22 protein-coding genes, 2 rRNA genes and 1 riboswitch are annotated in these 24560 nt (G+C 40.1%); of the genes, 22 read left to right on the forward strand and 2 right to left on the reverse strand.

All coding sequences use genetic code 11. The annotated features are described in order from the left end of the window. From WAK64_RS09800 to purD, 16 genes are all read left to right on the forward strand, one after another. Positions 1–117 (forward strand): 23S ribosomal RNA (locus tag WAK64_RS09800); the annotation flags it as partial. A gap of 134 nt (positions 118–251) precedes the next feature. Then, positions 252–367 (forward strand): 5S ribosomal RNA (gene rrf, locus WAK64_RS09805). 141 nt (positions 368–508) lie between these two features. Then, positions 509–1498 (forward strand): HEAT repeat domain-containing protein, encoded by a 990-nt coding sequence (locus tag WAK64_RS09810; RefSeq protein ID WP_336586793.1) that lies wholly within the window; start codon positions 509–511, stop codon positions 1496–1498. A 390-nt stretch (positions 1499–1888) separates the two neighbouring features. Further along, a complete protein-coding gene (locus WAK64_RS09815) occupies positions 1889–2083 on the forward strand; it encodes an NETI motif-containing protein (protein WP_336586794.1) in 195 nt (64 codons plus the stop codon). Between the two features lie 85 nt (positions 2084–2168). After that, positions 2169–2270, forward strand: a riboswitch (purine riboswitch). A gap of 158 nt (positions 2271–2428) precedes the next feature. After that, positions 2429–2914 carry a 5-(carboxyamino)imidazole ribonucleotide mutase gene (gene purE / locus WAK64_RS09820; protein ID WP_336586795.1) on the forward strand — a complete coding sequence of 162 codons (486 nt, stop codon included), beginning with the start codon at positions 2429–2431 and terminating at the stop codon, positions 2912–2914. After that, on the forward strand, positions 2907–4052 hold the full coding sequence (gene purK, locus WAK64_RS09825; RefSeq protein WP_336586796.1) for a 5-(carboxyamino)imidazole ribonucleotide synthase: 1146 nt from the start codon (positions 2907–2909) through the stop codon (positions 4050–4052). Before purE ends, purK begins: the two co-directional genes overlap by 8 nt. A 3-nt stretch (positions 4053–4055) precedes the next feature. Continuing rightward, the gene (purB, locus tag WAK64_RS09830; protein WP_336586797.1) at positions 4056–5354 is read left to right on the forward strand and encodes an adenylosuccinate lyase; all 1299 of its coding nucleotides are present in this window, start codon (positions 4056–4058) and stop codon (positions 5352–5354) included. Between the two features lie 81 nt (positions 5355–5435). Continuing rightward, complete coding sequence (gene purC, locus WAK64_RS09835; protein ID WP_336586798.1) at positions 5436–6146, forward strand: phosphoribosylaminoimidazolesuccinocarboxamide synthase; 711 nt, start codon at positions 5436–5438, stop codon at positions 6144–6146. 2 nt (positions 6147–6148) lie between these two features. Then, positions 6149–6400, forward strand: coding sequence for a phosphoribosylformylglycinamidine synthase subunit PurS (gene purS / locus WAK64_RS09840; protein WP_336586799.1), 252 nt, complete (start codon positions 6149–6151; stop codon positions 6398–6400). Continuing rightward, complete coding sequence (purQ, locus tag WAK64_RS09845; RefSeq protein ID WP_336586800.1) at positions 6397–7083, forward strand: phosphoribosylformylglycinamidine synthase subunit PurQ; 687 nt, start codon at positions 6397–6399, stop codon at positions 7081–7083. Before purS ends, purQ begins: the two co-directional genes overlap by 4 nt. After that, on the forward strand, positions 7067–9292 hold the full coding sequence (purL, locus tag WAK64_RS09850; protein ID WP_336586801.1) for a phosphoribosylformylglycinamidine synthase subunit PurL: 2226 nt from the start codon (positions 7067–7069) through the stop codon (positions 9290–9292). Before purQ ends, purL begins: the two co-directional genes overlap by 17 nt. Further along, entirely contained in the window at positions 9268–10689 is a 1422-nt protein-coding gene (gene purF / locus WAK64_RS09855) for an amidophosphoribosyltransferase (protein WP_336586802.1), read from the forward strand. Before purL ends, purF begins: the two co-directional genes overlap by 25 nt. Before the next feature lie 209 nt (positions 10690–10898). Next, positions 10899–11930: a phosphoribosylformylglycinamidine cyclo-ligase gene (gene purM / locus WAK64_RS09860; protein ID WP_336586803.1), complete on the forward strand. Its 1032-nt coding sequence runs from the start codon at positions 10899–10901 to the stop codon at positions 11928–11930. A gap of 40 nt (positions 11931–11970) precedes the next feature. Next, entirely contained in the window at positions 11971–12537 is a 567-nt protein-coding gene (purN, locus tag WAK64_RS09865) for a phosphoribosylglycinamide formyltransferase (protein WP_336586804.1), read from the forward strand. Positions 12538–12579: 42 nt separating this feature from the next. Then, positions 12580–14118: a bifunctional phosphoribosylaminoimidazolecarboxamide formyltransferase/IMP cyclohydrolase gene (purH, locus tag WAK64_RS09870; protein ID WP_336586805.1), complete on the forward strand. Its 1539-nt coding sequence runs from the start codon at positions 12580–12582 to the stop codon at positions 14116–14118. 42 nt (positions 14119–14160) lie between these two features. Then, entirely contained in the window at positions 14161–15453 is a 1293-nt protein-coding gene (gene purD / locus WAK64_RS09875; RefSeq protein WP_336586806.1) for a phosphoribosylamine--glycine ligase, read from the forward strand. Here the strand turns inward: purD and WAK64_RS09880 are convergent. Next, positions 15410–15517 carry an EYxxD motif small membrane protein gene (locus WAK64_RS09880; protein WP_336586807.1) on the reverse strand — a complete coding sequence of 36 codons (108 nt, stop codon included), beginning with the start codon at positions 15515–15517 and terminating at the stop codon, positions 15410–15412. The genes purD and WAK64_RS09880 overlap by 44 nt on opposite strands. 51 nt (positions 15518–15568) lie before the next feature. Further along, positions 15569–15892, reverse strand: coding sequence for a YgaP family membrane protein (locus WAK64_RS09885; protein ID WP_336586808.1), 324 nt, complete (start codon positions 15890–15892; stop codon positions 15569–15571). A 169-nt stretch (positions 15893–16061) separates the two neighbouring features. Between WAK64_RS09885 and WAK64_RS09890 the strand changes: the two genes are divergently transcribed. The 6 genes from WAK64_RS09890 (at position 16062) to ligA (ending at position 24548) form a co-directional block, all read left to right on the forward strand. After that, positions 16062–17744, forward strand: coding sequence for an adenine deaminase C-terminal domain-containing protein (locus WAK64_RS09890; protein WP_336586981.1), 1683 nt, complete (start codon positions 16062–16064; stop codon positions 17742–17744). Between the two features lie 43 nt (positions 17745–17787). Beyond that, a complete protein-coding gene (locus WAK64_RS09895) occupies positions 17788–18825 on the forward strand; it encodes a DUF3048 domain-containing protein (protein WP_336586809.1) in 1038 nt (345 codons plus the stop codon). Positions 18826–18855: 30 nt separating this feature from the next. Beyond that, positions 18856–19158 carry a YerC/YecD family TrpR-related protein gene (locus WAK64_RS09900; protein ID WP_336586810.1) on the forward strand — a complete coding sequence of 101 codons (303 nt, stop codon included), beginning with the start codon at positions 18856–18858 and terminating at the stop codon, positions 19156–19158. Positions 19159–19556: 398 nt separating this feature from the next. Next, a complete protein-coding gene (gene pcrB / locus WAK64_RS09905) occupies positions 19557–20252 on the forward strand; it encodes a heptaprenylglyceryl phosphate synthase (protein WP_336586811.1) in 696 nt (231 codons plus the stop codon). Between the two features lie 59 nt (positions 20253–20311). Further along, on the forward strand, positions 20312–22525 hold the full coding sequence (gene pcrA, locus WAK64_RS09910) for a DNA helicase PcrA (RefSeq protein ID WP_336586812.1): 2214 nt from the start codon (positions 20312–20314) through the stop codon (positions 22523–22525). A 16-nt stretch (positions 22526–22541) separates the two neighbouring features. Further along, a complete protein-coding gene (gene ligA, locus WAK64_RS09915) occupies positions 22542–24548 on the forward strand; it encodes an NAD-dependent DNA ligase LigA (protein WP_336586813.1) in 2007 nt (668 codons plus the stop codon). Positions 24549–24560: the final 12 nt, after the last annotated feature.

Genomic DNA, 24560 nt, shown 5'->3' on the forward strand with positions numbered 1-24560 from the left:
ATTTCCCATAGCATTAGCTAGTAAGATCCCTGAAAGATGATCAGGTTGATAGGTTCGAGGTGGAAGCATGGTGACATGTGGAGCTGACGAATACTAATCGATCGAGGACTTAACCAAAAGAAAAAAGTGAAAGCGACTGTTCATGTGCGACAAGCACATAGGAGCTGTAGCTGGACAACGTAAGAACGGTGATTACTCACTCTTCATCAATCTTTATCTAGTTTTGAGGGTACAATCCCCAATTTAATATGTATGGTGGCAATAGCAAAGAGGTCACACCCGTTCCCATACCGAACACGGAAGTTAAGCTCTTTAGCGCCGATGGTAGTTGGGGGCTTCCCCCTGTGAGAGTAGGACGTCGCCATGCACATTTAAAAACAGCTCATCTTGAGCTGTTTTTTTGTTTATAATAAAAAAACTGAGTGATCACGAGATTTTCCTAAAGGTCCTTCTCTTACCATTATTTTTGTTATAATTGAAGAAATCTATTAAGTAGCAGGAGGCTTTTATGACATTAGTCGAAAATATTAAGAGAGGTCTTTTTTCTGATAATTCTTCCATACGAACGGTCTCTTTTCATATGCTTGAAGAAATACCGAAATTACCAGACCCATTATTAAAGGAATTGTTAGAGGCAGCGTGCGATTTTTCGGAAATAACGGAAGATGTATTGTATGTCCTTTTAGATCGAGATATTCCAGGAAGTTGTATGGATAGTTTATTAAAGCTAATTGATTTACAGAATGATTCGATATTACGTGAACAAGCCTTGCAAATATTGGAATATACGGAGCCGGCCACACTTGTTCGCCATGAAAAAGCAATATCTTCTTATTTCTCTCCAGAAAAGATTGCTTTTTTTCATTTGCTTGCCAACGGCAATGAGAAAGAGCTATGGGATGAATTTCATTTAACGCTCGTTGCATTAAACACAGGAGAAGGAAATCTTTATAAAAAGACTAGAATGCTAGCCAAGGTAATCGCTCAAAAAGGTTTGATAGACGATTTTACAATTGATTCTGTGATGAATGATGATTTAAACGAAGGTATTTTTACATTTGAAGGAATCATAATGGTTTATATTATTGGGGTATTAAAAAAATCGAAGTACATACCGATTCTTTCGAATTTATTGTATTCAGAGGATGATTTCTTATTAGATGAAGTGGAGTTGGCATTGAAAAGCTTCCAAACAGATGAAGTTGTTCACGTATTAATCCCTTATTTAACCGATCCTCATTCAATGATTTATGCCGCTTCAATAGTGGGTTCCATTCAAACACCCCTTGCTACGAAGGCACTTCAGAAGGCATATTTGGAGGTTCGTGACTTAGAAGAGAAATCGATTCTATTTGAGGTTCTATGCTATGGCTTAAGAGAGGATGCACTTCCAGAAATTAATGATTTTTTAGCAAAAGGTTATACATCACAGCTAATTGATACCGAGGAAGCTGCTTATGGATTTTTTAAGTTACTGGAATTAAAGCGTGAGGAATAAAAGTAAGAAGGGTATAAACATCACGTTTATATCCTTTTTTTGTGTGCGCTTCTCCTATAGAAGCATCACACATTTTTTTTCGTATAGTCAATCTCCATTTTTTTTGAACCTAAATTAAGCTCCAGATGAAGCCCTAGAATTATGGCATAAAAATGAATCCTTGAGCAAAACGATTTCGGTTGATAGACAAAGTGTGCAAATGGAGATTGAAGAAAAGCTGTTAATATTGTATAGTACAGTCAATGTATTAGAATGGAATAAAGGTATAAACAACTTTACCAGCATCGATATGAAATGAACCTGTGAATCGTTCAATCGATTGAAACAGAAGATATTACATTGTCACTAAATAACGGATGATATATGATCAACAAAAAGGAAGATGTTAAGATGGGTAAAAAACGATTTGAAGTGAAAGAATCTGAGTCAATTGAAGACTGTTTAGCGCGAATGAAGCAAGAAGGTTATGTTCCTGTTAAACGTATTGAAAAGCCAATTTTTAAAGAGGTTATTCAAAAAGGAGTAAAAAGCTATGAGCCTATTGGTTCACAAATCATGTTTGAAGGAAAGCGTTTTGAAAGTTAAAGGCGAACGATAGGAAGATTATTTATATGAAACGTTCGAATTTCTGTTGACTTTGATTTCCTCCTCTTGTTATGATTATGGAGGAAATCAAACAATTATATCCCCTCATATATCCACGGGAATATGGCCCGTAAGTTTCTACCCAATCACCGAGAATGATTGGACTATGAGGGAAAGTAGACATCTTGGTTAAATATACTGGGATAATTTGGTCCCAATCCTTGCCCCAAGTGCTCCTGCTTTCTCTCGTATAGAGACAGGGGCATTTGGGGTATTTCTGTTCAGACAAGAATGATAGAATGCAAGGTTTCTTAGCCTACTGTAAATTAAAGGAGGAATTATAGAATGTCAGTTGTTGGAGTTATTATGGGAAGTACATCAGACTGGGATACGATGAAGCATACATGTGACATACTAGAGGAGTTAGAAATTCCGTATGAAAAAAAGGTTGTTTCGGCCCATCGAACACCTGATGAAATGTTCCGATATGCAGAAGAGGCAAGAGAAAGAGGAATAAAGATTATTGTTGCAGGAGCTGGTGGATCTGCTCACCTACCTGGGATGGTGGCAGCGAAAACAACACTTCCAGTTATAGGTGTACCTGTTCAATCGAAGTCCTTAAATGGAATGGATTCTTTATTATCCATAGTACAAATGCCAGGTGGCATCCCGGTTGCGACTGTGGCAATAGGAAAGGCCGGGGCGACAAACGCTGGACTCCTTGCAGCACAAATTTTATCTATAGATGACGTAGAGGTCGCGAATAAACTTGAACATCGACGTGATACATTAGCACAAAAAGTGAGAGAAAGTAGTGAACAGCTTGTCTAAAACAATTATATCCCCTGGAAGTACGATTGGTATTATTGGCGGTGGACAATTGGGGAGAATGATGACCTTGGCGGCAAAACAGGCAGGATTTTCAGTCATTGTTCTTGACCCGACGAAAAATTCACCGAGTGGGCAGATTGCTGATGAAGAAATTGTGGCGAGTTATGATGATCGAGAGGCATTAGCAAAACTAGCGTCTCGCTGTGATGTCATTACGTATGAATTTGAAAATATTGACTATGAAGCATTGTGTTGGTTAGAATCGGTTGCTTATGTTCCGCAAGGAGCAGAATTAATTAAGGTGACTCAAGACAGGATCTTTGAAAAGCGAGCATTACTGAATGCAGGCGTAGAGGTTGCACCTTATGCTGAAATTAGAGAAGTAGACGACCTTTATCAAAAGATTGATACTATTGGATACCCTGCGGTATTAAAGACAGCGCGTGGCGGATATGATGGAAAAGGTCAAGTTGTACTAAAGGAAGCGAAAGATTTAGTTCGAGCACAAGAACTGCTTCAGAACGGAGAATGTGTGTTAGAGAAATGGCTCTCATTTGATAAGGAGATTTCAGTTATTGTGACAAGAAATCCAGATGGGGAGCTTACGATGTTTCCAGTGGCAGAAAATATTCATCGGGATAATATTTTATTTGAAAGTATCGTTCCGGCAAGAATATCGGATGAGACAGAAGCTGAAGCCTATATACTTGGGAAAAGAATTGCGGAACAATTTGGGCTGATAGGGACACTGGCAGTAGAGATGTTTGTTACATCGGAGGGGTCGCTATTTGTAAATGAATTAGCCCCACGGCCACACAACTCCGGTCACTATACGATCGAGGCTTGTGAAACCTCTCAGTTTGAACAACATATCAGAGCGGTATGCAATTGGCCATTGAAATCTACTGAATTGCTAAAGCCCGTCGTTATGGTCAACATTCTTGGGGAGCATATAGATTCCTTATATAAAGAAATCCCATCTCGACCGAATTGGTCTATTCACTTATACGGGAAAAAAGAAGCAATTGAAAAGCGAAAGATGGGTCATGTGACCATTATGACGGAAGAAATTGAGACGACTCTTAATGAAATTACCGACAGCGGGGTTTTTTCCCCCCTGATGAAAGTGGAGGCATAAAAAATGATTGAACGTTACACACGACCAGAAATGGGTTCAATTTGGACAGAAAAAAATCGATTTCAAGCATGGTTAGAAGTTGAGATTTTAGCTTGTGAAGCATGGGCAGAGCTCGGTGAAATTCCACATGAAGATGTAGAAAAACTTCGAGAAAAAGCTAGCTTTGACGTTGACCGTATTAAAGAAATTGAAGAGGAGACCAGACATGATGTTGTGGCATTTACACGTGCGGTTTCTGAAACATTGGGTGAGGAGAAAAAATGGGTTCATTACGGCCTAACGTCAACCGATGTAGTAGATACAGCCTTATCCTATTTAATTAAACAAGCAAATGAAATTCTACTGTCAGACTTGGAGCGCTTTATTACTATTTTAAAAGAAAAGGCAATTGAGCATAAGCACACAGTGATGATGGGTCGTACGCACGGGGTTCATGCAGAGCCAACAACATTTGGCTTAAAGCTTGCATTGTGGTATGAAGAAATGAAGCGTAATTTAGAACGGTTTAAGCAAGCGGCAGCTGATGTAGAGTTTGGAAAAATCTCTGGTGCGGTTGGAACATATGCAAATATTGATCCGTTTGTGGAACGATATGTGTGCGAAAAATTAGGCATTTCACCTGCTCCCGTTTCTACTCAAACGCTGCAACGTGACCGACATGCACATTATATGAGTACGATCGCTCTTATTGGAGCATCTATCGAAAAAATGGCTGTGGAAATTCGAGGTTTACAAAAAAGTGAAACGAGAGAAGTAGAAGAATTTTTTGCAAAAGGACAAAAGGGGTCCTCTGCAATGCCTCATAAACGAAATCCGATTGGGTCGGAAAATATGACAGGAATGGCAAGACTTCTTCGAGGCTATATGCAAACAGCATTTGAAAATGTTCCATTGTGGCATGAACGTGATATCTCCCATTCTTCAGCAGAACGAGTCATTTTTCCTGATGCTACGATTACGTTGAATTATATGCTGAATCGTTTTGGGAGCATTGTAAAGAACTTAACGGTATTCCCGGATAACATGAAGCGCAATATGAATGCGACATTGGGACTTATTTATTCTCAGCGTGTTTTACTCGCTTTAATTGATAAAGGAATGACACGTGAGGTAGCGTATGATACGGTTCAACCGAGAGCAATGGAAGCTTGGGAGACACAAGTGCCGTTTCGCACACTTATCGAAGGAGATGAGACGATTACGGCAAAGCTCTCTCCTGAAGAGATTGAGGCTTGCTTTGATTATCGCTATCACTTAAAGCATGTAGATACAATCTTTACTCGAATTGGATTAGATGGTTAATCATTATCGTGATAAAGGGAAAGGCGAATAACCCTTCGCCTTTCTAATATAAAAGTAAACTTCATATTTGGAGGAGTTTTAATGGAAAAAAGAGAGCTTCTATACGAGGGAAAAGCGAAAAAAATCTATGCAACAAATGACAAAGAGATCGTTTGGGTTCAATACAAGGATAGCGCAACAGCTTTTAATGGTGAAAAAAAAGCGGAGATTGGTGGAAAAGCCGTTTTAAATAATAAAATTTCGAGTTTATTATTTTCAAAGCTTTCCGAGAAGGGCATTGGTTCTCATTTTATTCGCTCCCTGTCAGAGACAGAGCAGCTCGTAAAGAAAGTAGATATTATTCCATTAGAGGTGGTTGTCCGCAATGTTGCGGCAGGTAGCTTATCTAAACGACTAGGGTTTACAGAAGGAACCCCATTAGCTCATCCTCTCGTCGAATTTTACTATAAGGACGATGATCTTGGGGACCCACTATTAACGGATGAACATATTCATTTACTTGAGCTGGTCACGGATGAAGAAAAAAATGTGCTAAAGGAAAAGGCACTTGTCGTGAATACGGTTTTACAGGAGCTCTTTTTAACTATTAACGTTGAGCTTGTTGATTTCAAGCTTGAGTTCGGAAAAGACAACGAAGGACGTATCTTGCTAGCTGATGAGATTTCACCAGATACGTGTAGACTATGGGATGTTAAAACGAAAGAAAAACTAGATAAAGATGTATTTCGTCGGAACTTAGGAGATTTAACGGAAGCCTATGAAACGATTTTAACGAGACTAGGAGGAGAATAGATATGGTGAAAGTAAAAATCTATGTAACTTTAAAAGAAAGCGTTTTAGACCCACAAGGAGCAGCTGTAAAAAGCTCATTACACAGTATGAATTATCATGATGTAGAGGATGTACGTATTGGAAAATATATGGAGTTAACATTACAAGATACTGAAAATGTGGAACAAAAAGTAAGGGAGATGTGTGATCGCTTATTATCCAATCCGGTTATTGAAGACTATTCGTTTGAGATTGAGGAGCGTGTAGGACGATGAAATTTGCCGTAATCGTTTTTCCTGGTTCCAACTGTGATGTTGACATGTTCCATGCTATTCAAGACGAATTAGGCGAGGAAGTGGAATACGTATGGCATGATGCTGATTCCCTTCAAGACTATGATGCTATCCTTTTACCTGGTGGATTTTCTTATGGAGATTACTTACGCTCAGGGGCAATCGCTCGTTTTTCAAAGGTAATGCGGGAGGTTGTGTTAGCAGCAGAACAAGGAAAACCTATACTAGGAGTTTGTAATGGATTTCAAATTCTTCTTGAAGTAGGACTACTTCCTGGGGCAATGAGACGAAATGAAAACTTAAAGTTTATTTGTGAAACGGTTCCACTTAAAGTCGAAAATAGGAACACAATGTTTACATCTGCTTATCAAGCAGGGGAAGTCATCCGTATTCCAATTGCGCATGGTGAAGGAAATTATTATTGTGATGCGACGACACTTGAAGCGTTGAAGGAAAATAATCAAATTGTCTTTTCGTATGAAGGTCACAATCCGAATGGCTCTGTTGAAAATATTGCGGGTATAACAAATGAAAAAGGAAATGTCCTTGGAATGATGCCACACCCGGAAAGAGCGGTAGATTCATTGCTTGGTAGTGATGATGGTTTAAAAATGTTCCAATCAATTGTACGACACTGGAGGGAATCACATGTCATTAATGCTTGAACCAAACATCGAGAAAATCAAGAACGAACAACTGTATAAAGAAATGGGTCTTTCAGACGAAGAGTTTTCGAAGGTAGAAAATATACTTGGTAGATTACCAAACTATACAGAGACGGGTTTATTTTCGGTTATGTGGTCTGAACATTGTTCATATAAAAACTCGAAGCCTGTTCTTAGTAAGTTTCCTACATCTGGAGAAAAGGTGCTACAAGGCCCAGGAGAGGGAGCAGGGATTGTTGATATTGGAGATGATCAAGCCGTTGTATTTAAAATTGAAAGTCATAACCACCCTTCTGCAATCGAGCCTTATCAAGGGGCGGCAACAGGTGTTGGCGGTATTATCCGCGATGTCTTTTCAATGGGGGCAAGACCGGTTGCGCTTCTTAACTCTTTACGCTTTGGAGAATTGGATTCTCCTCGTGTTCGCTACCTTTTTGAAGAAGTAGTAGCAGGAATTGCTGGATACGGGAACTGTATCGGGATTCCAACAGTAGGCGGTGAAGTACAATTTGATGCAGCATATGATGGTAATCCTTTGGTAAATGCCATGTGTGTTGGTTTAATTCAGCATAGTGACATTAAAAAAGGGCAAGCGCATGGAACGGGCAATACAGTTATGTATGTTGGTGCAAAGACAGGTCGTGACGGTATTCACGGGGCAACCTTCGCATCAGAAGAATTGAGTGATGCGTCAGAGGAGAAAAGGCCAGCTGTACAAGTTGGAGATCCATTTATGGAGAAGCTATTACTCGAAGCTTGTTTAGAGCTTGTGAAGATGGATGCTTTAGTTGGAATTCAGGATATGGGAGCTGCTGGTTTAACATCCTCTTCTGCTGAGATGGCAAGTAAAGCTGGCTCAGGGATTGAGATGGATTTAGATAAAGTTCCTCAGCGTGAAACGGGTATGACGGCATACGAAATGATGTTGAGTGAGTCTCAAGAGCGCATGCTCATTGTCGTGAAGAAAGGCAGAGAGCAGGAAATTGTCGATTTATTTTCTAAGTATAACCTTGAGGCGGTTTCAATCGGAAAGGTAACGGATGATAAAATGCTCCGTTTACTTCAACACGGAAAGGTAGTTGCCGAAGTTCCAGTCGATGCATTAGCGGAGGATGCTCCTGTGTACCATCAGCCATCTAAGGAACCGGAATATTTCTCTGAATTTCAACAAATGGAAAACGAAATTCCTAAGGTAGAAGATTACAAAGAAACCTTGTTAGCCTTATTACAACAACCGACGATTGCAAGTAAAGAATGGGTTTATCGTCAATATGATCATCAAGTGAGAACAAATACAGTTGTTAGTCCAGGTAGTGATGCTGCTGTTGTACGTATTCGCGGAACGAAAAAAGCCCTTGCGATGACGACAGATTGTAATTCTCGTTATCTTTATTTAGATCCAGAAATGGGCGGTAAAATTGCAGTGGCAGAGGCGGCACGAAATATTGTCTGTTCTGGTGGAACACCACTTGCGATTACGGACTGTTTGAATTTTGGAAACCCTGAAAAACCAGAGATTTTCTGGCAATTAGAAAAAGCAGTGGACGGGATGAGTGAAGCTTGTCGTGAATTAAATGCACCTGTTATCGGTGGTAATGTCTCTTTATATAATGAAACGAATGGAATCGCTGTGTATCCAACACCAGTTGTTGGGATGGTCGGGTTAGTTGAAGATGTGGATCATATTACGACTCAGTCCTTTAAACAAAGTGGTGATGTTATTTATGTTCTTGGTAAAGCGAAAGCAGATTTTGGTGGAAGTGAACTTCAAAAATTAACAGAAGGAAAAATTTATGGAAAAGCACCTGTTCTTGACTTAAACGTTGAGAAAGCAAGACAAGAGCTTGTCTTAAACGCTATTCGTGCTGGAGTAGTGGCTTCCGCTCATGACCTTGCTGAAGGTGGTTTGGCTGTCGCGTTAGCGGAAAGCTGTTTTAATACAAATGGTTTAGGTGCTAAGGTTGAACTTGAAGAATCTATAGTTGAGCTTTTTAGTGAAACACAGTCTCGTTATCTCTTATCTGTTAAACCGGAATACACAGCTCAATTTGAAGCAATCATTCCGGAAGCGAAGCGAATTGGAGAGGTGTACCAAACTGGAAGTCTAGCGATATCAAGTAATGACCGTGAAATTCTCTTTGCCCCGATTAAGGAGCTTGAAGAAGCTTGGAAAGGAGCTATTCCATGCTTGCTGAAATCAAAGGCTTAAATGAAGAGTGTGGCATCTTTGGAATTTGGGGAAGTGAAAATGCGGCACAAATTACGTATTATGGGCTGCACAGCTTACAGCATCGTGGCCAAGAAGGCACAGGGATTGTTGTTAGTGATGGAGACTCCTTGAAAGGTGTTAAAGGGGAAGGACTTGTCACGGAAGTGTTTAATACAGAAAGATTAAAAGAGCTTAAAGGGAAAGCGGCCATCGGTCATGTTCGTTATGCAACAGCTGGAGGTGGAGGGTATGAAAATGTTCAACCCCTCCTCTTTCACTCGCAAGAAGGGAGTTTGGCACTCGCTCACAACGGAAACCTTGTAAATGCAAACGCATTAAAGCACCAATTAGAACGACAAGGAAGCATTTTTCAAACAAGTTCAGATACAGAGGTATTAGCACATCTTATTAAACGGAGCGGATATCAAAGCTTTGCAGAACGAGTGGAAAATGCATTATCGATGCTTAAAGGAGCCTATGCCTTTCTAATGATGACGGAAACGGAGCTTATGGTGGCATTAGACCCGAATGGTCTTCGTCCATTATCACTTGGCAAGTTAGGTGATGCGTACGTAGTTGCTTCGGAAACATGTGCTTTTGATATCGTCGGTGCAGAGTACATTAGAGATGTCGAGCCAGGAGAGCTTTTGCGAATTAATGATGAAGGGATTACATCTGACACATTTTCTTATTCTGGTAACAAAGCAATGTGTACGATGGAGTATATTTACTTTTCCCGACCAGATAGTAATATTGCGGGGATTAATGTTCATAGTGCAAGGAAGAACCTTGGAAAGAAGTTAGCGGAAGAAGCTCCAATCGAAGCAGATGTCGTTACAGGTGTACCTGATTCAAGTATTTCAGCGGCGATTGGATATGCAGAAGCGACAGGCATTCCATACGAAATGGGTTTGATTAAAAATCGTTACGTAGGACGTACGTTCATTCAGCCATCTCAATCATTACGTGAACAAGGTGTGAAAATGAAGCTTTCTCCAGTTCGAGGTGTTGTAGAAGGAAAACGTGTTGTAATGGTAGATGATTCGATTGTGCGGGGGACAACGAGTAGGCGAATTGTCAAAATGCTAAAGGATGCGGGAGCGAAGGAAGTACATGTTGTCATTAGTTCCCCTCCAATTAAAAACCCTTGCTATTATGGAATTGATACGTCTACACATGAGGAGCTTATCGCCTCTCAACATTCCGTTGAAGAGATTCGTAACATTATTGGTGCGGATTCACTAACGTTTTTAAGTGTAGAGGGAACGGTAGAAGCGATAGGTCGAAATGAAAAAGCACCGAACTGTGGACAGTGCATGGCCTGTTTTACTGGCCAATATCCAACTGAAATTTATCCATCAACGGTCCTCCCTCATGAAAAAGAGCTTGTGAGGTAAATTTGTTGATTATGTCACCTACACGTCATCAAGTTTTTAATTAGTGAAAAGAGAAAGTTGACGTAATAAGTGACAATTGCAAAGGAGTAGTAGGGAAATACGGAGTAGGATGGATTAAGAAGTTCTCCATCATGACGTCTTTCCCTGTTACCAACACTCTACTTGTATATCATTCTTATAATCGTGTTAATAGAAAGGGAGGCAAAACGATGACGAACTCTTATCAAGAAGCAGGAGTGAATATAGAAGCAGGTTATGAATCTGTTAAACGAATGAGTGAGCATGTGAAGCGGACAGAACGATCAGGTGTGATGGGAGCACTAGGTGGTTTTGGTGGAATGTTTGATTTATCAACGCTAGGCCTACAGGAACCTGTTCTAGTATCTGGAACTGATGGTGTCGGAACAAAGCTCAAGCTTGCTTTTATGATGGACAGACATGACACAATTGGTATCGATTGCGTTGCTATGTGTGTGAACGATATTGTCGTTCAAGGGGCCGAACCGCTTTTCTTCCTCGACTATATTGCGTGCGGAAAGGCAATTCCTGAAAAAATTGAAGACATCGTTAAGGGTGTTGCTGATGGATGTGAGCAAGCAGGATGTGCTCTAATTGGCGGGGAAACGGCTGAAATGCCAGGACTATATGAAGAAAATGAGTACGATATTGCTGGTTTTAGTGTAGGGGCCTGTGAGAAAAAAGAATTGATCACAGGTGAGAAGATTCAAGCAGGTGATGTGCTAATTGGTTTAGCTTCTAGCGGACTGCATAGTAATGGCTTTTCACTAGTACGCAAAATACTATTTCAAGATCACTCCTTTCAATTAGATGACGAGGTCGAAGAACTTGGTGGGAAGCTAGGAGATGTTTTGTTAACCCCAACGAAAATCTACGCTTCCACAGTGATGGCTGCAAGAAGACGCTTTTCCATTAACGGTATGGCACATATTACGGGAGGAGGATTTATTGAAAACCTTCCACGTATGTTACCGGATGGTCTAGGTGTAGAGATTTTCCGCGGGTCTTGGGAGATTCCTACAATCTTTCTTTTCCTCCAAAAGCAAGGTGGACTTTCTCAGGAAGAAATGTTTAACGTGTTTAATATGGGGATTGGCTTTGTCTTGGTAGTGCCAGAAAAGCAAGTGGATACGATGGTCGAATTTTTTCATCAGCAAGGTGAAAAACCTTCCATTATCGGAAGAGTGAATAACAAGGAAGGCGTGGAATTTTACGATAAGTAGGAGAAAACGTTACCATGAAAAGAAAAGAGCGGATCATGATATGAAGAAAATTGCTGTATTTGCCTCAGGGAACGGAAGTAATTTTCAAGCATTAGTAGATGCTGAAAAACAAGGTGATTTGCAAGTGAGCATTGAATTACTCGTGTGTGACAAGCCAAATGCATTCGTTATTCAACGTGCACAAGCAGCTGGTATCCCTGTATATAGCTTTAATCCGAAAGATTATTCATCGAAAGAAGAATTTGAACGTGAGATTTTGCATGAGTTAGCCAATCGAGATATTGAGTTTATTGTGTTAGCCGGTTATATGCGATTGATTGGAAAAACCCTCCTTCATCATTATGTGAATAAAATTGTAAATATACACCCTTCCCTTTTGCCTGCTTTTCCAGGTAAGGATGCTGTAGGGCAAGCAATAGAGGCGGGTGTAAAAGTGATGGGGGTTACCATCCACTTTGTCGATGCCGGAATGGATACGGGAAAGATCATTGCTCAAGAAGCCTTTCCGATTCCGCCTACGGCGACAAGAGAGAAGATTGAAGAAGAAATTCATAAAATAGAACATTCGCTCTATCCAAAAACGTTAAATTATCTATTCTACCAGTAATTTAAAATATATTAATTGTGTTCAACTTGAGAGGAGATCGTTATGGTGAAAAAGCGCGCGTTACTTAGTGTTTCGGACAAAAATGGAATCATTGAATTTGCCCGTTCATTAGTAGAACTTGATTTTGAAATCATTTCAACAGGTGGAACGAAAGCAACATTAATTGAAAATGGTATTGATGTCGTTGGGGTAAATGAAATAACCCATTTTCCAGAAATTCTAGAAGGACGAGTGAAAACATTGCATCCCCATATTCATGGTGGACTATTAGCGAAACGAAATGACCAATCACATAAAGAGCAGTTGGAAGAACATCAAATTACACCGATTGATTTAGTATGTGTTAACCTATATCCATTTCAACAAACGATTGCGAAGCCGTCGGTAACGGAGGAAGAAGCGATTGAAAACATTGATATCGGTGGACCGACAATGCTTCGTGCATCCGCTAAAAACTTCGAATATGTTACGGTTGTCGTGGATTCTAACGATTATGACCACATTATTGAGGAACTGAAAAACGATGGAACCACTAGTCGTGAGACGCACATGAAACTTGCAGCAAAGGTATTCCGTCATACAGCCGCATATGATGCTCATATTAGTGAATATATGACAAAATGTGCGATGGAAGAAAATCCAGAGCAATTAACGGTCACGTTCGAGCGTCATCAATCTCTTCGATATGGAGAGAACCCTCATCAAAAAGCGACATTTTATCGAGCGCCACTTGGTTCTGATTTTTCAATTGCAAATGCCCACCAGCTACATGGAAAAGAGCTGTCTTACAATAATATTCATGATGCTGACGCTGCCCTACAAATTGTAAAAGAGTTCTCTGAGCCAGCTGCTGTTGCGGTTAAGCATATGAATCCTTGTGGAGTGGCGGTTGGGAAAAGTCCTTTTGAAGCTTTCCAACGTGCCTATGAAGCAGATTCGACGTCTATTTTTGGTGGAATTGTAGCTTTTAACCGCGAGGTGGACGCGGATACAGCCGCATTGCTGCATGAAATCTTTTTAGAAATTGTGATTGCACCAGCCTTCTCTAATGAAGCGATGGACATTTTAACAGCTAAGAAAAATATTCGCCTATTAACGGTATCTTTTGATAGTCAGCCAAAAACAGAGAAAATGTTAACATCCGTTGAAGGCGGACTTCTTGTTCAAGACCTGGATACTTTTTCTATAAATGATGCGGATATAAAGGTTGCGACAAAACGTGAACCAACAGAAGCGGAATGGAACTCGCTTAAATTAGGCTGGAACGTTGTGAAGCATGTAAAATCAAATGCCATTGTTCTATGTCAAGACAATATGACGGTTGGGGTCGGAGCAGGACAAATGAATCGCGTTGGGGCTGCGAAGATTGCGATAGAGCAAGCAGGTGAAAAAGCGAAATCAGCCGTGATGGCATCAGATGCTTTCTTCCCAATGGCTGATACGGTAGAAGCAGCCGCAAAAGCTGGGGTGACAGCAATCATTCAACCAGGAGGATCCATTCGAGACGAGGATTCAATCCAAAAAGCAGATGAATACGGAATTGCCATGGTATTTACAGGTGTTCGTCATTTTAAACATTAAAAATGGGCTGAATAAGTAGTCCGGACGGAAGGCGGGATGAGTGTGAACATACTAGTAGTGGGCCGCGGAGGTCGCGAGCATGCAATTTGCCAAAAGCTATCAGTGAGCGAGAGTGTAAACAACGTATTTTGTGCTCCAGGAAATGATGGAATGAAAGGAGACGCAACCTTAGTTTCAATCGATGAAATGAATTTTTCAGCACTCGTTGAGTTTGTCGAAAAGGAAAAAATCGATTTTACTATAGTCGGACCAGAAAATCCATTATTAGCAGGAATTGTCGACTATTTTCAAGAAAGAAAATTAGCCATTTTCGGCCCAACAAAGAAAGCGGCTGAAATTGAAGGAAGTAAAGCGTTTGCAAAGCAATTAATGAGCAAATATCATATCCCTACAGCCACCTTTGCCACATTTACCGACCTTCAAGCTGCGAAGGACTATGTTGAGCAGCAAGGTGTACCTATTGTAATAAAAGCAGATGGTTTAGCTGCCGGAAAAGGGGTTGTCATTCCCCACACTCTGGAAGAAGCTTATCGCACACTTGAAGAAATGCTCGTGCATAAGCGATTTGGAGAAGCTTCGACGAAAGTGGTTATTGAAGAGTTTCTAGAGGGGGAAGAGTATTCTCTTATGTCATTCGTAAATGGTGATAAAATCTATCCCCTTGCCATTGCTCAAGACCACAAACGAGCGTTTGATGGAGATCAAGGACCGAATACGGGGGGAATGGGAGCCTATTCGCCTGTTCCACACATTGGTGAGGATGTTATTGATAGGACATTGGCCAGTATTGTGAAACCTGTTGCTGAAGCGATGATAAGTGAAAATCGTTCTTTTACGGGCATTTTATATGCTGGGTTAATATTAACGACAGAAGGTCCGAAAGTGATTGAATTTAATGCCCGATTTGGCGATCCGGAGACACAGGTCGTTCTACCTCGCTTACAAAATGACTTGGCTCAAGTTATTCAAGGAGTGTTAGCAAGGGAAGAAGTGAGCATGGAATGGGATGAGAATGTCATGTTGGGGGTTGTACTTGCAGCCAAAGGGTATCCAAATGCTTATGAGAAGGGACTTGTGATTGAAGGAGTTTCATCAATCAGTGAAGATGCCTATGTGTTTCACGCGGGGACGAAATTAAAGGATGGTCAATTCCTTTCTAACGGTGGAAGAGTATTGCTAGTAGGGGCAAAAAATACAACAATTAATCAAGCAAGAAAGGCAGTTTACCAAGAGCTAGAGCAGGTTTCCACAGATGCTTTCTTTTATCGAAATGATATTGGTGAACGAGCCATTAAGAACGTTTCTTCGTCTTTCGAACGTACACATACAAGATAGCGATAATTCCACCAATTAAAGATACAAGTACGAAAGTCATATCCGTTACGTATTCCAAAAACATTTACTTCACTCCGTTTCTATGTGGGAGTCCCGTAAAGGACTCCCACTATTTTTAAGATGGGTTATATGGGATGTCTGGACCGTCTTGTTCGGTTTCTTGTTTTTGCTCAGCTTTTTCTGTGAATTTCTCTATCATATCGCTAAGGTCTAGCTTTTTATCGTCTAGCATAGGTGCTCCTTTTTCAAATAGTGCTGTGACAGGACAGTATTTTAAAATACCTTCACCAATTTTCATTCCAGCACACATGGCTACTAAAAGGTACGACTCACGCCAAGGTTTTTTGGAAAGCTTAGCAGTGGACCATGCTAAAAGAGTAAAACCAATCGTAATTCGGATTAACGCATTGATAATCCCTATGTTAGGAGACACTTTCATCAAAACACTTCCTTATACTGAATTTTTGATAAATTTACAATTTTAACCTAGTCTTGATTCTTGAAAATATGGTACGATAATAAAAATTAGAGTCGAAATTAGAGGAGTGTTTGAGTTGGAACGACATTATCGTTGGAAAATCAAACAAGTACGACAACAAATAGATGTTATGAATGGCAAACTTTCACCAACTGTTCTATTGAAGAACGCACGTTATCTCCACGGTATTTTAAAAAAATGGGTTCATGGTCATATTTGGATCTATGAGGATCGCATTATATATTGTGGTGAATCCTTACCCCCCACACTAAAGAATTGTGAAGTCGTTGATTGTAGCAACTATTTCATTGTACCTGGATACATTGAACCACATGTCCACCCATTTCAGTTATATAATCCCCACTCTTTCGCTAACTATGCATCCAAAACGGGAACGACAACAATCGTAAATGATAATTTAATGCTTGCTTTAGGTTTAGGTAAGAAGAAAGCGTTTTCTCTATTAGAGGAGCTAAAAAAGCACCCGGTAACGATGTATTGGTGGAGTCGATTTGATTCACAAACTGAACTGATAGACGAAGAAAAGGTCTTTTCTAATGAAGAGGTAAAGGGTTGGCTTGAGCACCCGGATGTTCTTCAAGGGGGAGAGCTTACTTCGTGGCCGAAGCTAATGGATGGGGATGATATGCTACTCCATTGGATGCTTGATACAAAAAAACTCGGAAAAAAGATGGAAAGTCATCTTCCTGGAGCCTCCGATTATACTCTCGCTAAAATGAAGCTATTTGGCGCGGATGGTGATCATGAAGCGATGACGGGAGAAGATGTGTATAAACGACTAGTACATGGGTACCAAGTAACTCTCCGTCATTCATCCATTCGTCCCGACTTACCTAAGTTATTAAAGGAAATAGAAGAACTCGACATTCAAACCTATGAGCCATTTATGTTAACAACAGATGGATCTACGCCAGCTTTTTATGAACAAGGTGTTTTAAACTGGTTAGTAAAAATGGTCATAGAATCAGGGATTCCAGAAATAGAAGCATACCAAATGGTCACGCATAATGTTGCCAAATATTACGGAATTGATCATATGCATGGCACGGTTGCAACAGGAAAAGTAGCAAACTTAAATATTTTAGCCGCAACGGATAACCCTACTCCAATCGGCGTGTTGGGAAAAGGGACATGGATCAAAAAGCTGACGGGTGAAATGTATGAAGCTCCTTCACCTAAATGGAGCCACCATTTATCACCGCTTCGCTTAGACTGGGATTTGACAGATGAAGAGCTCCAATTTTCGATGCCGTTTGGGATTGAAATGGTCAATGATGTTATTACTAAGCCCTATTCTGTATCACTGGATGCATCGTACGAATCCCTCTCAACAGACCATGATGAAAGCTTTTTATTACTTCTAGATCGTCATGGGAAATGGCGAATTAGTACGCTTATCAAGGGCTTTGCTCATTCGGTTAGTGGATTTGCTTCATCCTTCTCAAATACGGGTGACATTATCATGATTGGAAAGAATAAAAGTGACATGAAAAAAGCTTTCTCAAGAATGAAAGAAATGGGTGGGGGTATCGTTCTCGTTGAAGATGGAAAAATCCTTCATGAGATCCCCCTTCAGTTAAATGGAACGATGTCAGAAGTAGACATGGAAGAATTAATTGAGTCTGAAAAGACATTCAAACAGCTATTGCAGGATCGAGGATATAAGTTTTCAGATCCAATTTATACATTATTGTTCTTATCCTCAACCCACTTGCCATATATTCGTATTACACAAAAGGGACTATATGATGTAATGAAAAAAAGCATATTGATACCTTCAATCATGCGGTAAACTATAACAATTAGCTTAATCAGGACAAAATGGGGTGACAAGTATGTGGAAAAAAGCCTTCTTAATTATGAGCGTTACTCTGTTCGTTTCAGGCTGTAGGAGCGATGAAGAGCTATCAGAAGCAGAAAATGGCGACAATGTGCAACAAAAACCAAACGAAGAACAGCTTCCACTTGAAGAGGAGATAGTGGAGGAATTCGTCTTTCCGTTAACAGGAGAAGTAACGGGTGAACAAACTAACCAGCGATCAGTAGCTGTTATGATCAACAACCACCCGAAAGCAAGGCCACAATCAGGTTTACATGAAGCGGATATCGTCTATGAGATACTGGCAGAAGGGGATATTACAAGGCTGTTAGCAATCTATCAAAGTAGCTTACCAGATGTAGTTGGACCTATTCGCAGCGCCCGTGACTATTTTATTGATATCGCTAAAGGGTATAATAGTATGTATATTGCACACGGATACTCTCCTGAGGCAAAGAGCATGTTAGAAGACGGAGTGATTGATCATATTAACGGAATACAATATGATGGTACTCTTTTTCACCGTGAAGATTTTCGTGTTGCTCCCCATAACTCCTATATAACCAAAAACAATCTATTGAAAGGAGCCGACCAGCTAGGCTACAATATGGAAGGCTCTCCTGCAAGTTTAATGTTTAGAACAGATGAAAAAGAGTTGATTGAAGGGAATGTATCTACCTTTGCAGTCAGCTATTACGAAAACCCTTCTTTTACATCTAAATATCAGTATGTTGCAGGAAATTATGAACGCTGGGTAAATGGGGAACAAACGCTTGACCTTGAAACAGAATCCCCAGTGCACCTAAAAAATGTTCTCATCGTTGAAGTACCACATGCTACTATCGATTCTGCGGGAAGACGAGAGCTCTCCCTCACTTCAGGGGGAAATGGCCTTTTATTTCAAAATGGTGAAATGAAAGAAATAACATGGAAGAATGAAAAAGGACTCATTGTACCGTATAATGGAGATGAGCAGGCTAAACTTGTTCCAGGAAAAACATGGGTTCATGTCATTCCAACAAATCCAGGAATTTCACAAATGGTATCTTACTAATTCTGATATAAATTAAAGGAGTTTAAATACATGCAAATTGATAAATTAAGAGGGAAAGAGTTAGACCAGTTATTTCATGCGATCTTATCTCTTCAAGAACTTGAAGAATGCTATCAATTTTTTGATGACCTTTGTACTGTCAACGAAATTCAATCATTAGCACAACGTTTGGAAGTTGCCCGAATGTTACGTGAAGGAAATACTTACCATAAAATTGAAACCCAAACAGGAGCAAGTACGGCGACGATTTCACGAGTTAAACGTAGCTTGAATTATGGCAATGATGCTTATGAGTGGGCATTAGATCGTGCCAAGGAATTGAACAAGAAATAACCAAAAAGGGACTGTCTATTAAGCCCCTAAATCAAAAATCGGAGGGAAATGACCAGTATTTCTCTCCGATTTTTTCTTGTAGCTAAAAATCTCCATAGATATCGGGTCCCCTTTAAGAAAACGTTCTAAACCCCAATTTCATTTGATATAACAAATACACCTATCCACTTTTGTCTGACTTAGTTTACGGCTAAGAGCAATTTTCATTTTTCTTTCTTTTAACTTGTTTCCTTGACCTATTGTTTACTTATCGGCTATTTTAAGTTTTTAAGTAATGGTACACTTACTCCTTTTGCTTAGAAGTATGTTCTACTCAAAGCTCTTCTTGCTTTTCTTTTAGCGACCCGTTAACACATGCTATAATGAAGAAATGGACAAGAGTGAATGGAGGGAACAAGATGTATGATGTGCAAGAGTGGCGTCATGTCTTTAAATTAGATCCTAATAAACCAATCGTTGATGAAGACTTAGAGAAAATTTGTGAGTCTGGAACAGATGCTATTTTGGTAGGTGGAACAGATGGAGTGACGCTCGATCTCGTCCTTGACTTAATGGCAAGAATTCGCCGTTTTTCTATTCCATGTATATTAGAAGTATCCAATATAGAATCGTTAACGCCGGGATTTGACTTGTATTTTATTCCAACGGTGCTAAATAGCCCTAATCAGCAGTGGGTAACCGGTTTACATCATGAAGCGGTTAAAGAATATGGTGACATTATGAATTGGGAAGAGATTTTAGTAGAAGGGTATTGTATTTTAAACCCTGATTGTAAGGCCGCGAAATTGACAGAGGCATTAACAGATTTGGATAAAGAAGATGTTATTGCACACGCTCGTATCGCTGAAAAGATGTTTCACTTACCTATTTTTTATTTGGAATATAGTGGCCAATATGGAGACCCTGAGCTTGTTAAAAGCGTTAAAGATGTATTAGAAAGAACGACTTTGTTCTATGGGGGCGGTATTCGTTCTGTCAAACAAGCGGAAGAAATGGCGAGAATGGCAGATGTCGTCGTCGTTGGGAATGTGATTTATGATAATATTCAGGAAGCATTACGAACGGTAAAAGCTGTAAAACAACAAGTAAGATAGGATTTTTTCCTATTAATAAGGTATAATAAGAACAAATGTTCTAAAGTGGTGGTGACGAGATGCAATATTTATCAGAACGGTTAATTAGTGGGATGAACCCACAGCAAAAAGAAGCAATTCAAGCGACAGAAGGGCCACTGTTAATAATGGCCGGAGCAGGATCGGGAAAAACACGTGTCCTGACCCATCGGATCGCCTATTTAATGGTTGAAAAACGTATAAATCCATACAATATTTTAGCGATTACCTTTACAAATAAGGCTGCTCGTGAAATGAAAGATCGGGTTGGGAATATTTTAGGAGGAGCGAGTGAGGATGTGTGGATTTCAACATTTCACTCCATGTGCGTTCGAATATTGCGAAGGGATATTGATAGAATAGGCATTAATCGCAATTTCACAATTTTAGACTCGACGGATCAACAGTCTGTTGTAAAGCAGATTTTAAAGGAAAAAAATATTGATCCGAAGAAGTTTGACCCCCGAGCTATTCTTGGTATCATCTCGTCGGCTAAAAATGAATTAATGACAGCCGAGGAATATGCAAAGCAAGCTGGAAGTTATTTTGACCAAGTGGCGAGCGATGTTTACACAGAGTATGAAAAAAGGTTAAAGAAAAATCAGGCGCTTGATTTTGATGACTTGATTATGACAACGATTCAACTATTTCAACGTGTGCCTGAAGTATTGGAATTTTACCAGCGTAAGTTTCAGTATATCCATGTAGACGAGTATCAAGATACGAACCGTGCACAGTATATGCTTGTAAAACTGATGGCCTCAAGGTTTAAAAATTTATGTGTTGTTGGGGATTCTGATCAATCGATTTATCGTTGGCGCGGGGCAGATATAGCGAATATTTTATCTTTTGAAAAGGATTATCCAAATGCACGGGCTATTTTACTTGAACAAAATTACCGTTCAACGAAGCGGATTTTACTCGCAGCCAATCACGTCATTGAGAAAAACGCCAATCGCAAGCCGAAAAATTTATGGACTGAAAATGCAGAAGGGAATAAAATTTCCTATTTCCGTGCGGATAATCAACAAAGTGAAGCACAATTTGTAGCTGGGAAAATTAAAGAATTAGTTGATAGCGGGAAACGGAAGCCTTCTGAATTTGCCATTCTTTATCGTACGAATGCTCAGTCACGTGTTATGGAGGAAGTGCTACTCAAATCGAATATTGAATATAGTATCGTTGGCGGTATTAAGTTCTATGACCGTAAAGAGATAAAAGATATACTAGCGTACTTACGTCTAGTTGCGAATCCAGATGATGATATTAGTCTTCAACGTGTAATTAACGTCCCGAAGCGAGGGATTGGTTCTGGTTCTATCGATAAAATTGCACGATATGCCCAAACACATGACATTTCGATGTTTAAAGCATTAGCGGAAGCGGATTTTATGGGGTTAAGCCCGAAAATTACTAACGCCGTGTTAAAATTCCGTGATTTAATTCAAAACTATACACAAATGCAAGAGTATTTATCGGTTACAGAGCTTGTAGAAGAGGTTCTCGAAAAATCGGGATATCGAGAGATGTTGAAAGCTGAGAAATCCATTGAAGCCCAAAGTCGTTTAGAGAATATCGATGAGTTCCTTTCGGTCACGAAAAGCTTTGAAGAAAGCAACGAAGATAAAAGCTTAGTGGCGTTTCTAACAGACTTAGCACTTGTCGCAGATATTGACAGTCTTGGGGAAGAGGAAAATGTCCAAGACTCAGTGGTTTTAATGACACTGCATTCTGCAAAGGGGCTTGAATTTCCTGTTGTATTTTTAATGGGAATGGAAGAAGGAGTCTTTCCACATAGTCGATCATTAATGGAAGAGGAAGAGATGGAAGAGGAAAGGCGATTGGCGTACGTAGGCATTACTCGCGCAGAAGAAGAATTATTCGTAACAAATGCGCAAATGCGTACCTTATTCGGCCGAACGAACATGAACCCAGTGTCACGTTTTATTAGTGAGATTCCAGAGGATTTATTGGATGAAGTAGGCAATCAGCAGCCATCCTTCGGAGGAACATCCTTCAATGAGAGACCTAACCAACCGAGAAGACAACCAGTGAGACGCCCTGTTCAACCGACAACAGGTGGTGAAAAAGTAGGCTGGCAAGTAGGAGATAAGGCTCAACATAAAAAATGGGGGACAGGAACGGTCGTGAGTGTCAAAGGACAAGGTGATTCAATGGAGCTAGATATTGCTTTTCCAAGTCCGATTGGCATTAAACGATTGCTAGCTAAGTTTGCCCCGGTGGAAAAAGAATAGAAAGGGCTGTTTTTAGATGGAACGTCAAACAGCGGAAATTCGAGCAAAAGAACTACAAGCATTATTAAGTGGCTATAACTATGACTATCACGTCTTAGATTCTCCGTCTATATCAGACCAGGAGTACGATAGGCTGTTGAAGGAATTAATTGACATTGAGGAAGCTTACCCTGACGTACGTACACCCGACTCCCCTACTCAACGGGTAGGGGGGACCATTTTAGAAGGGTTCCAGAAGGTCGAGCATCGAACGCCAATGCTTAGTCTTGGGAATGCATTTAATGAGGAAGACTTGCGAGATTTTGATCGGAAAATACAAGAAACCGTTGGAGCGGATAGGTCTTACGTATGTGAATTAAAAATCGATGGTCTTGCTGTATCCCTTCGTTATGAAAATGGTTTTTTTGTTCAAGGAGCAACACGCGGAGATGGAACGATTGGTGAGGACATAACGGAAAACTTAAAAACGATTCGGTCAATCCCTCTAAAAATGAAAGAGCCGTATACAATGGAAGTACGTGGAGAGGCTTATATGCCCAAAAAATCTTTCCAAGCATTAAATGAGCAAAAGGATGAAAATGGAGAAGAACCATTTGCTAATCCACGTAATGCTGCGGCAGGATCTCTTCGTCAATTAGACCCTAAAATTGCTGCCTCACGTAATTTGGACGTATTTGTTTATAGCATTGCCGATGTAGGAGAAACAGGTGTTACTAGTCATAGTGAAGGACTAAGTCTGTTAGATTCTATCGATTTTAAAACGAATAAAGAACGAAGAGTTTGCGAAAATATTGATCAAGTAATTGAATATGTGGAAGGTTGGAATGAGAAAAGACCCCAACTTCCCTATGAGATTGATGGCATTGTCATTAAAGTAGATTCTCTAGCGCAACAAGCCGAACTTGGCTTCACCGCTAAGAGTCCCCGTTGGGCAATTGCTTATAAATTCCCTGCTGAAGAGGTCATAACAACCTTACGAGATATTGAATTAAGTGTGGGAAGAACGGGAGCGATTACACCGACTGCGATTTTAGAGCCAGTAAAAGTGGCAGGTACTACCGTTTCGCGGGCCTCACTTCATAATGAGGATTTAATTCGAGAGAAAGATATTCGGATTGGCGATCATGTCGTAGTGAAAAAAGCAGGCGACATTATTCCAGAAGTGGTGAATGTCCTTGAGGATCGTCGAACAGGGGAAGAGCAACCGTTTTATATGCCAACACAATGTCCTGAATGTGAAAGTGACCTAGTTCGAATTGAAGGAGAGGTGGCTCTTCGTTGCATTAATCCGAAATGTCCAGCTCAAATTCGTGAAGGGTTCATTCATTTTGTGTCAAGGAATGCGATGAATATTGATGGTTTAGGGGAAAAAGTTATTAGCCAGCTTTTCTCTGCCAACTTAATTATAGATGTCGCAGACTTATATTTATTAACAAAAGAACAGCTTATCGCCCTTGAGAGAATCGGTGAAAAATCAGCTGATAATTTATTAAAAGCAATCCACGTAACGAAGGATAATTCATTAGAAAGACTGCTTTTCGGACTAGGTATTCGACACGTGGGAGCAAAAGCGGCTAAAACGCTTGCTCAACATTTCGAATCGATGGAACGCTTACAAAGTGCGACACGTGAACAACTAACAGAGATTAATGAAATTGGAGAAAAGATGGCGGATAGTGTTGTCACTTATTTTGAATCCGAAGAAGCGAGAGAGCTTATTGGGAAGTTAAAAGAAGTCGGTGTTCAAATGGAATATAAGGGAACGAAGCGAGCAGAAGCTGGGGCAGTGGAGTCCCCATTTTCAGGAAAGACGATTGTATTAACCGGGAAACTGGAGCAATTAACTAGAAATGAAGCAAAAGAAAAGATTGAAGGCTTAGGTGGAAAAGTAACGGGATCTGTTAGTAAAAAAACAGACCTTCTCATTGCAGGGGCTGATGCAGGTTCTAAGCTTACAAAAGCACAAGATTTAGGGATTGAGATTTGGCAAGAAGAAAAGCTTGTGAAAGAACTTTTTGAGTAAGAGGTGTAATTA

This window comes from Bacillus spongiae (assembly GCF_037120725.1).
Taxonomy (GTDB): Bacteria; Bacillota; Bacilli; order Bacillales; family Bacillaceae_K; genus Bacillus_CI; species Bacillus_CI spongiae.

What these genes read in the sequence shown, in the direction of transcription:
- purC (WP_336586798.1), top strand. Translation starts at nt 5,436, where the DNA reads ATGGAAAAAAGAGAGCTTCTATACGAGGGAAAAGCGAAAAAAATCTAT.
- purQ (WP_336586800.1), top strand. Translation starts at nt 6,397, where the DNA reads ATGAAATTTGCCGTAATCGTTTTTCCTGGTTCCAACTGTGATGTTGAC.
- WAK64_RS09900 (WP_336586810.1), top strand. Translation starts at nt 18,856, where the DNA reads ATGCAAATTGATAAATTAAGAGGGAAAGAGTTAGACCAGTTATTTCAT.
- pcrB (WP_336586811.1), top strand. Translation starts at nt 19,557, where the DNA reads ATGTATGATGTGCAAGAGTGGCGTCATGTCTTTAAATTAGATCCTAAT.
- WAK64_RS09895 (WP_336586809.1), top strand. Translation starts at nt 17,788, where the DNA reads ATGTGGAAAAAAGCCTTCTTAATTATGAGCGTTACTCTGTTCGTTTCA.
- purM (WP_336586803.1), top strand. Translation starts at nt 10,899, where the DNA reads ATGACGAACTCTTATCAAGAAGCAGGAGTGAATATAGAAGCAGGTTAT.
- purB (WP_336586797.1), top strand. Translation starts at nt 4,056, where the DNA reads ATGATTGAACGTTACACACGACCAGAAATGGGTTCAATTTGGACAGAA.
- purE (WP_336586795.1), top strand. Translation starts at nt 2,429, where the DNA reads ATGTCAGTTGTTGGAGTTATTATGGGAAGTACATCAGACTGGGATACG.
- purF (WP_336586802.1), top strand. Translation starts at nt 9,268, where the DNA reads ATGCTTGCTGAAATCAAAGGCTTAAATGAAGAGTGTGGCATCTTTGGA.
- purS (WP_336586799.1), top strand. Translation starts at nt 6,149, where the DNA reads ATGGTGAAAGTAAAAATCTATGTAACTTTAAAAGAAAGCGTTTTAGAC.
- purH (WP_336586805.1), top strand. Translation starts at nt 12,580, where the DNA reads ATGGTGAAAAAGCGCGCGTTACTTAGTGTTTCGGACAAAAATGGAATC.
- WAK64_RS09810 (WP_336586793.1), top strand. Translation starts at nt 509, where the DNA reads ATGACATTAGTCGAAAATATTAAGAGAGGTCTTTTTTCTGATAATTCT.
- purL (WP_336586801.1), top strand. Translation starts at nt 7,067, where the DNA reads ATGTCATTAATGCTTGAACCAAACATCGAGAAAATCAAGAACGAACAA.
- WAK64_RS09880 (WP_336586807.1), bottom strand. Translation starts at nt 15,517, where the DNA reads ATGTTTTTGGAATACGTAACGGATATGACTTTCGTACTTGTATCTTTA.
- ligA (WP_336586813.1), top strand. Translation starts at nt 22,542, where the DNA reads ATGGAACGTCAAACAGCGGAAATTCGAGCAAAAGAACTACAAGCATTA.
- WAK64_RS09815 (WP_336586794.1), top strand. Translation starts at nt 1,889, where the DNA reads ATGGGTAAAAAACGATTTGAAGTGAAAGAATCTGAGTCAATTGAAGAC.
- WAK64_RS09890 (WP_336586981.1), top strand. Translation starts at nt 16,062, where the DNA reads ATGAATGGCAAACTTTCACCAACTGTTCTATTGAAGAACGCACGTTAT.
- purN (WP_336586804.1), top strand. Translation starts at nt 11,971, where the DNA reads ATGAAGAAAATTGCTGTATTTGCCTCAGGGAACGGAAGTAATTTTCAA.
- WAK64_RS09885 (WP_336586808.1), bottom strand. Translation starts at nt 15,892, where the DNA reads ATGAAAGTGTCTCCTAACATAGGGATTATCAATGCGTTAATCCGAATT.
- pcrA (WP_336586812.1), top strand. Translation starts at nt 20,312, where the DNA reads ATGCAATATTTATCAGAACGGTTAATTAGTGGGATGAACCCACAGCAA.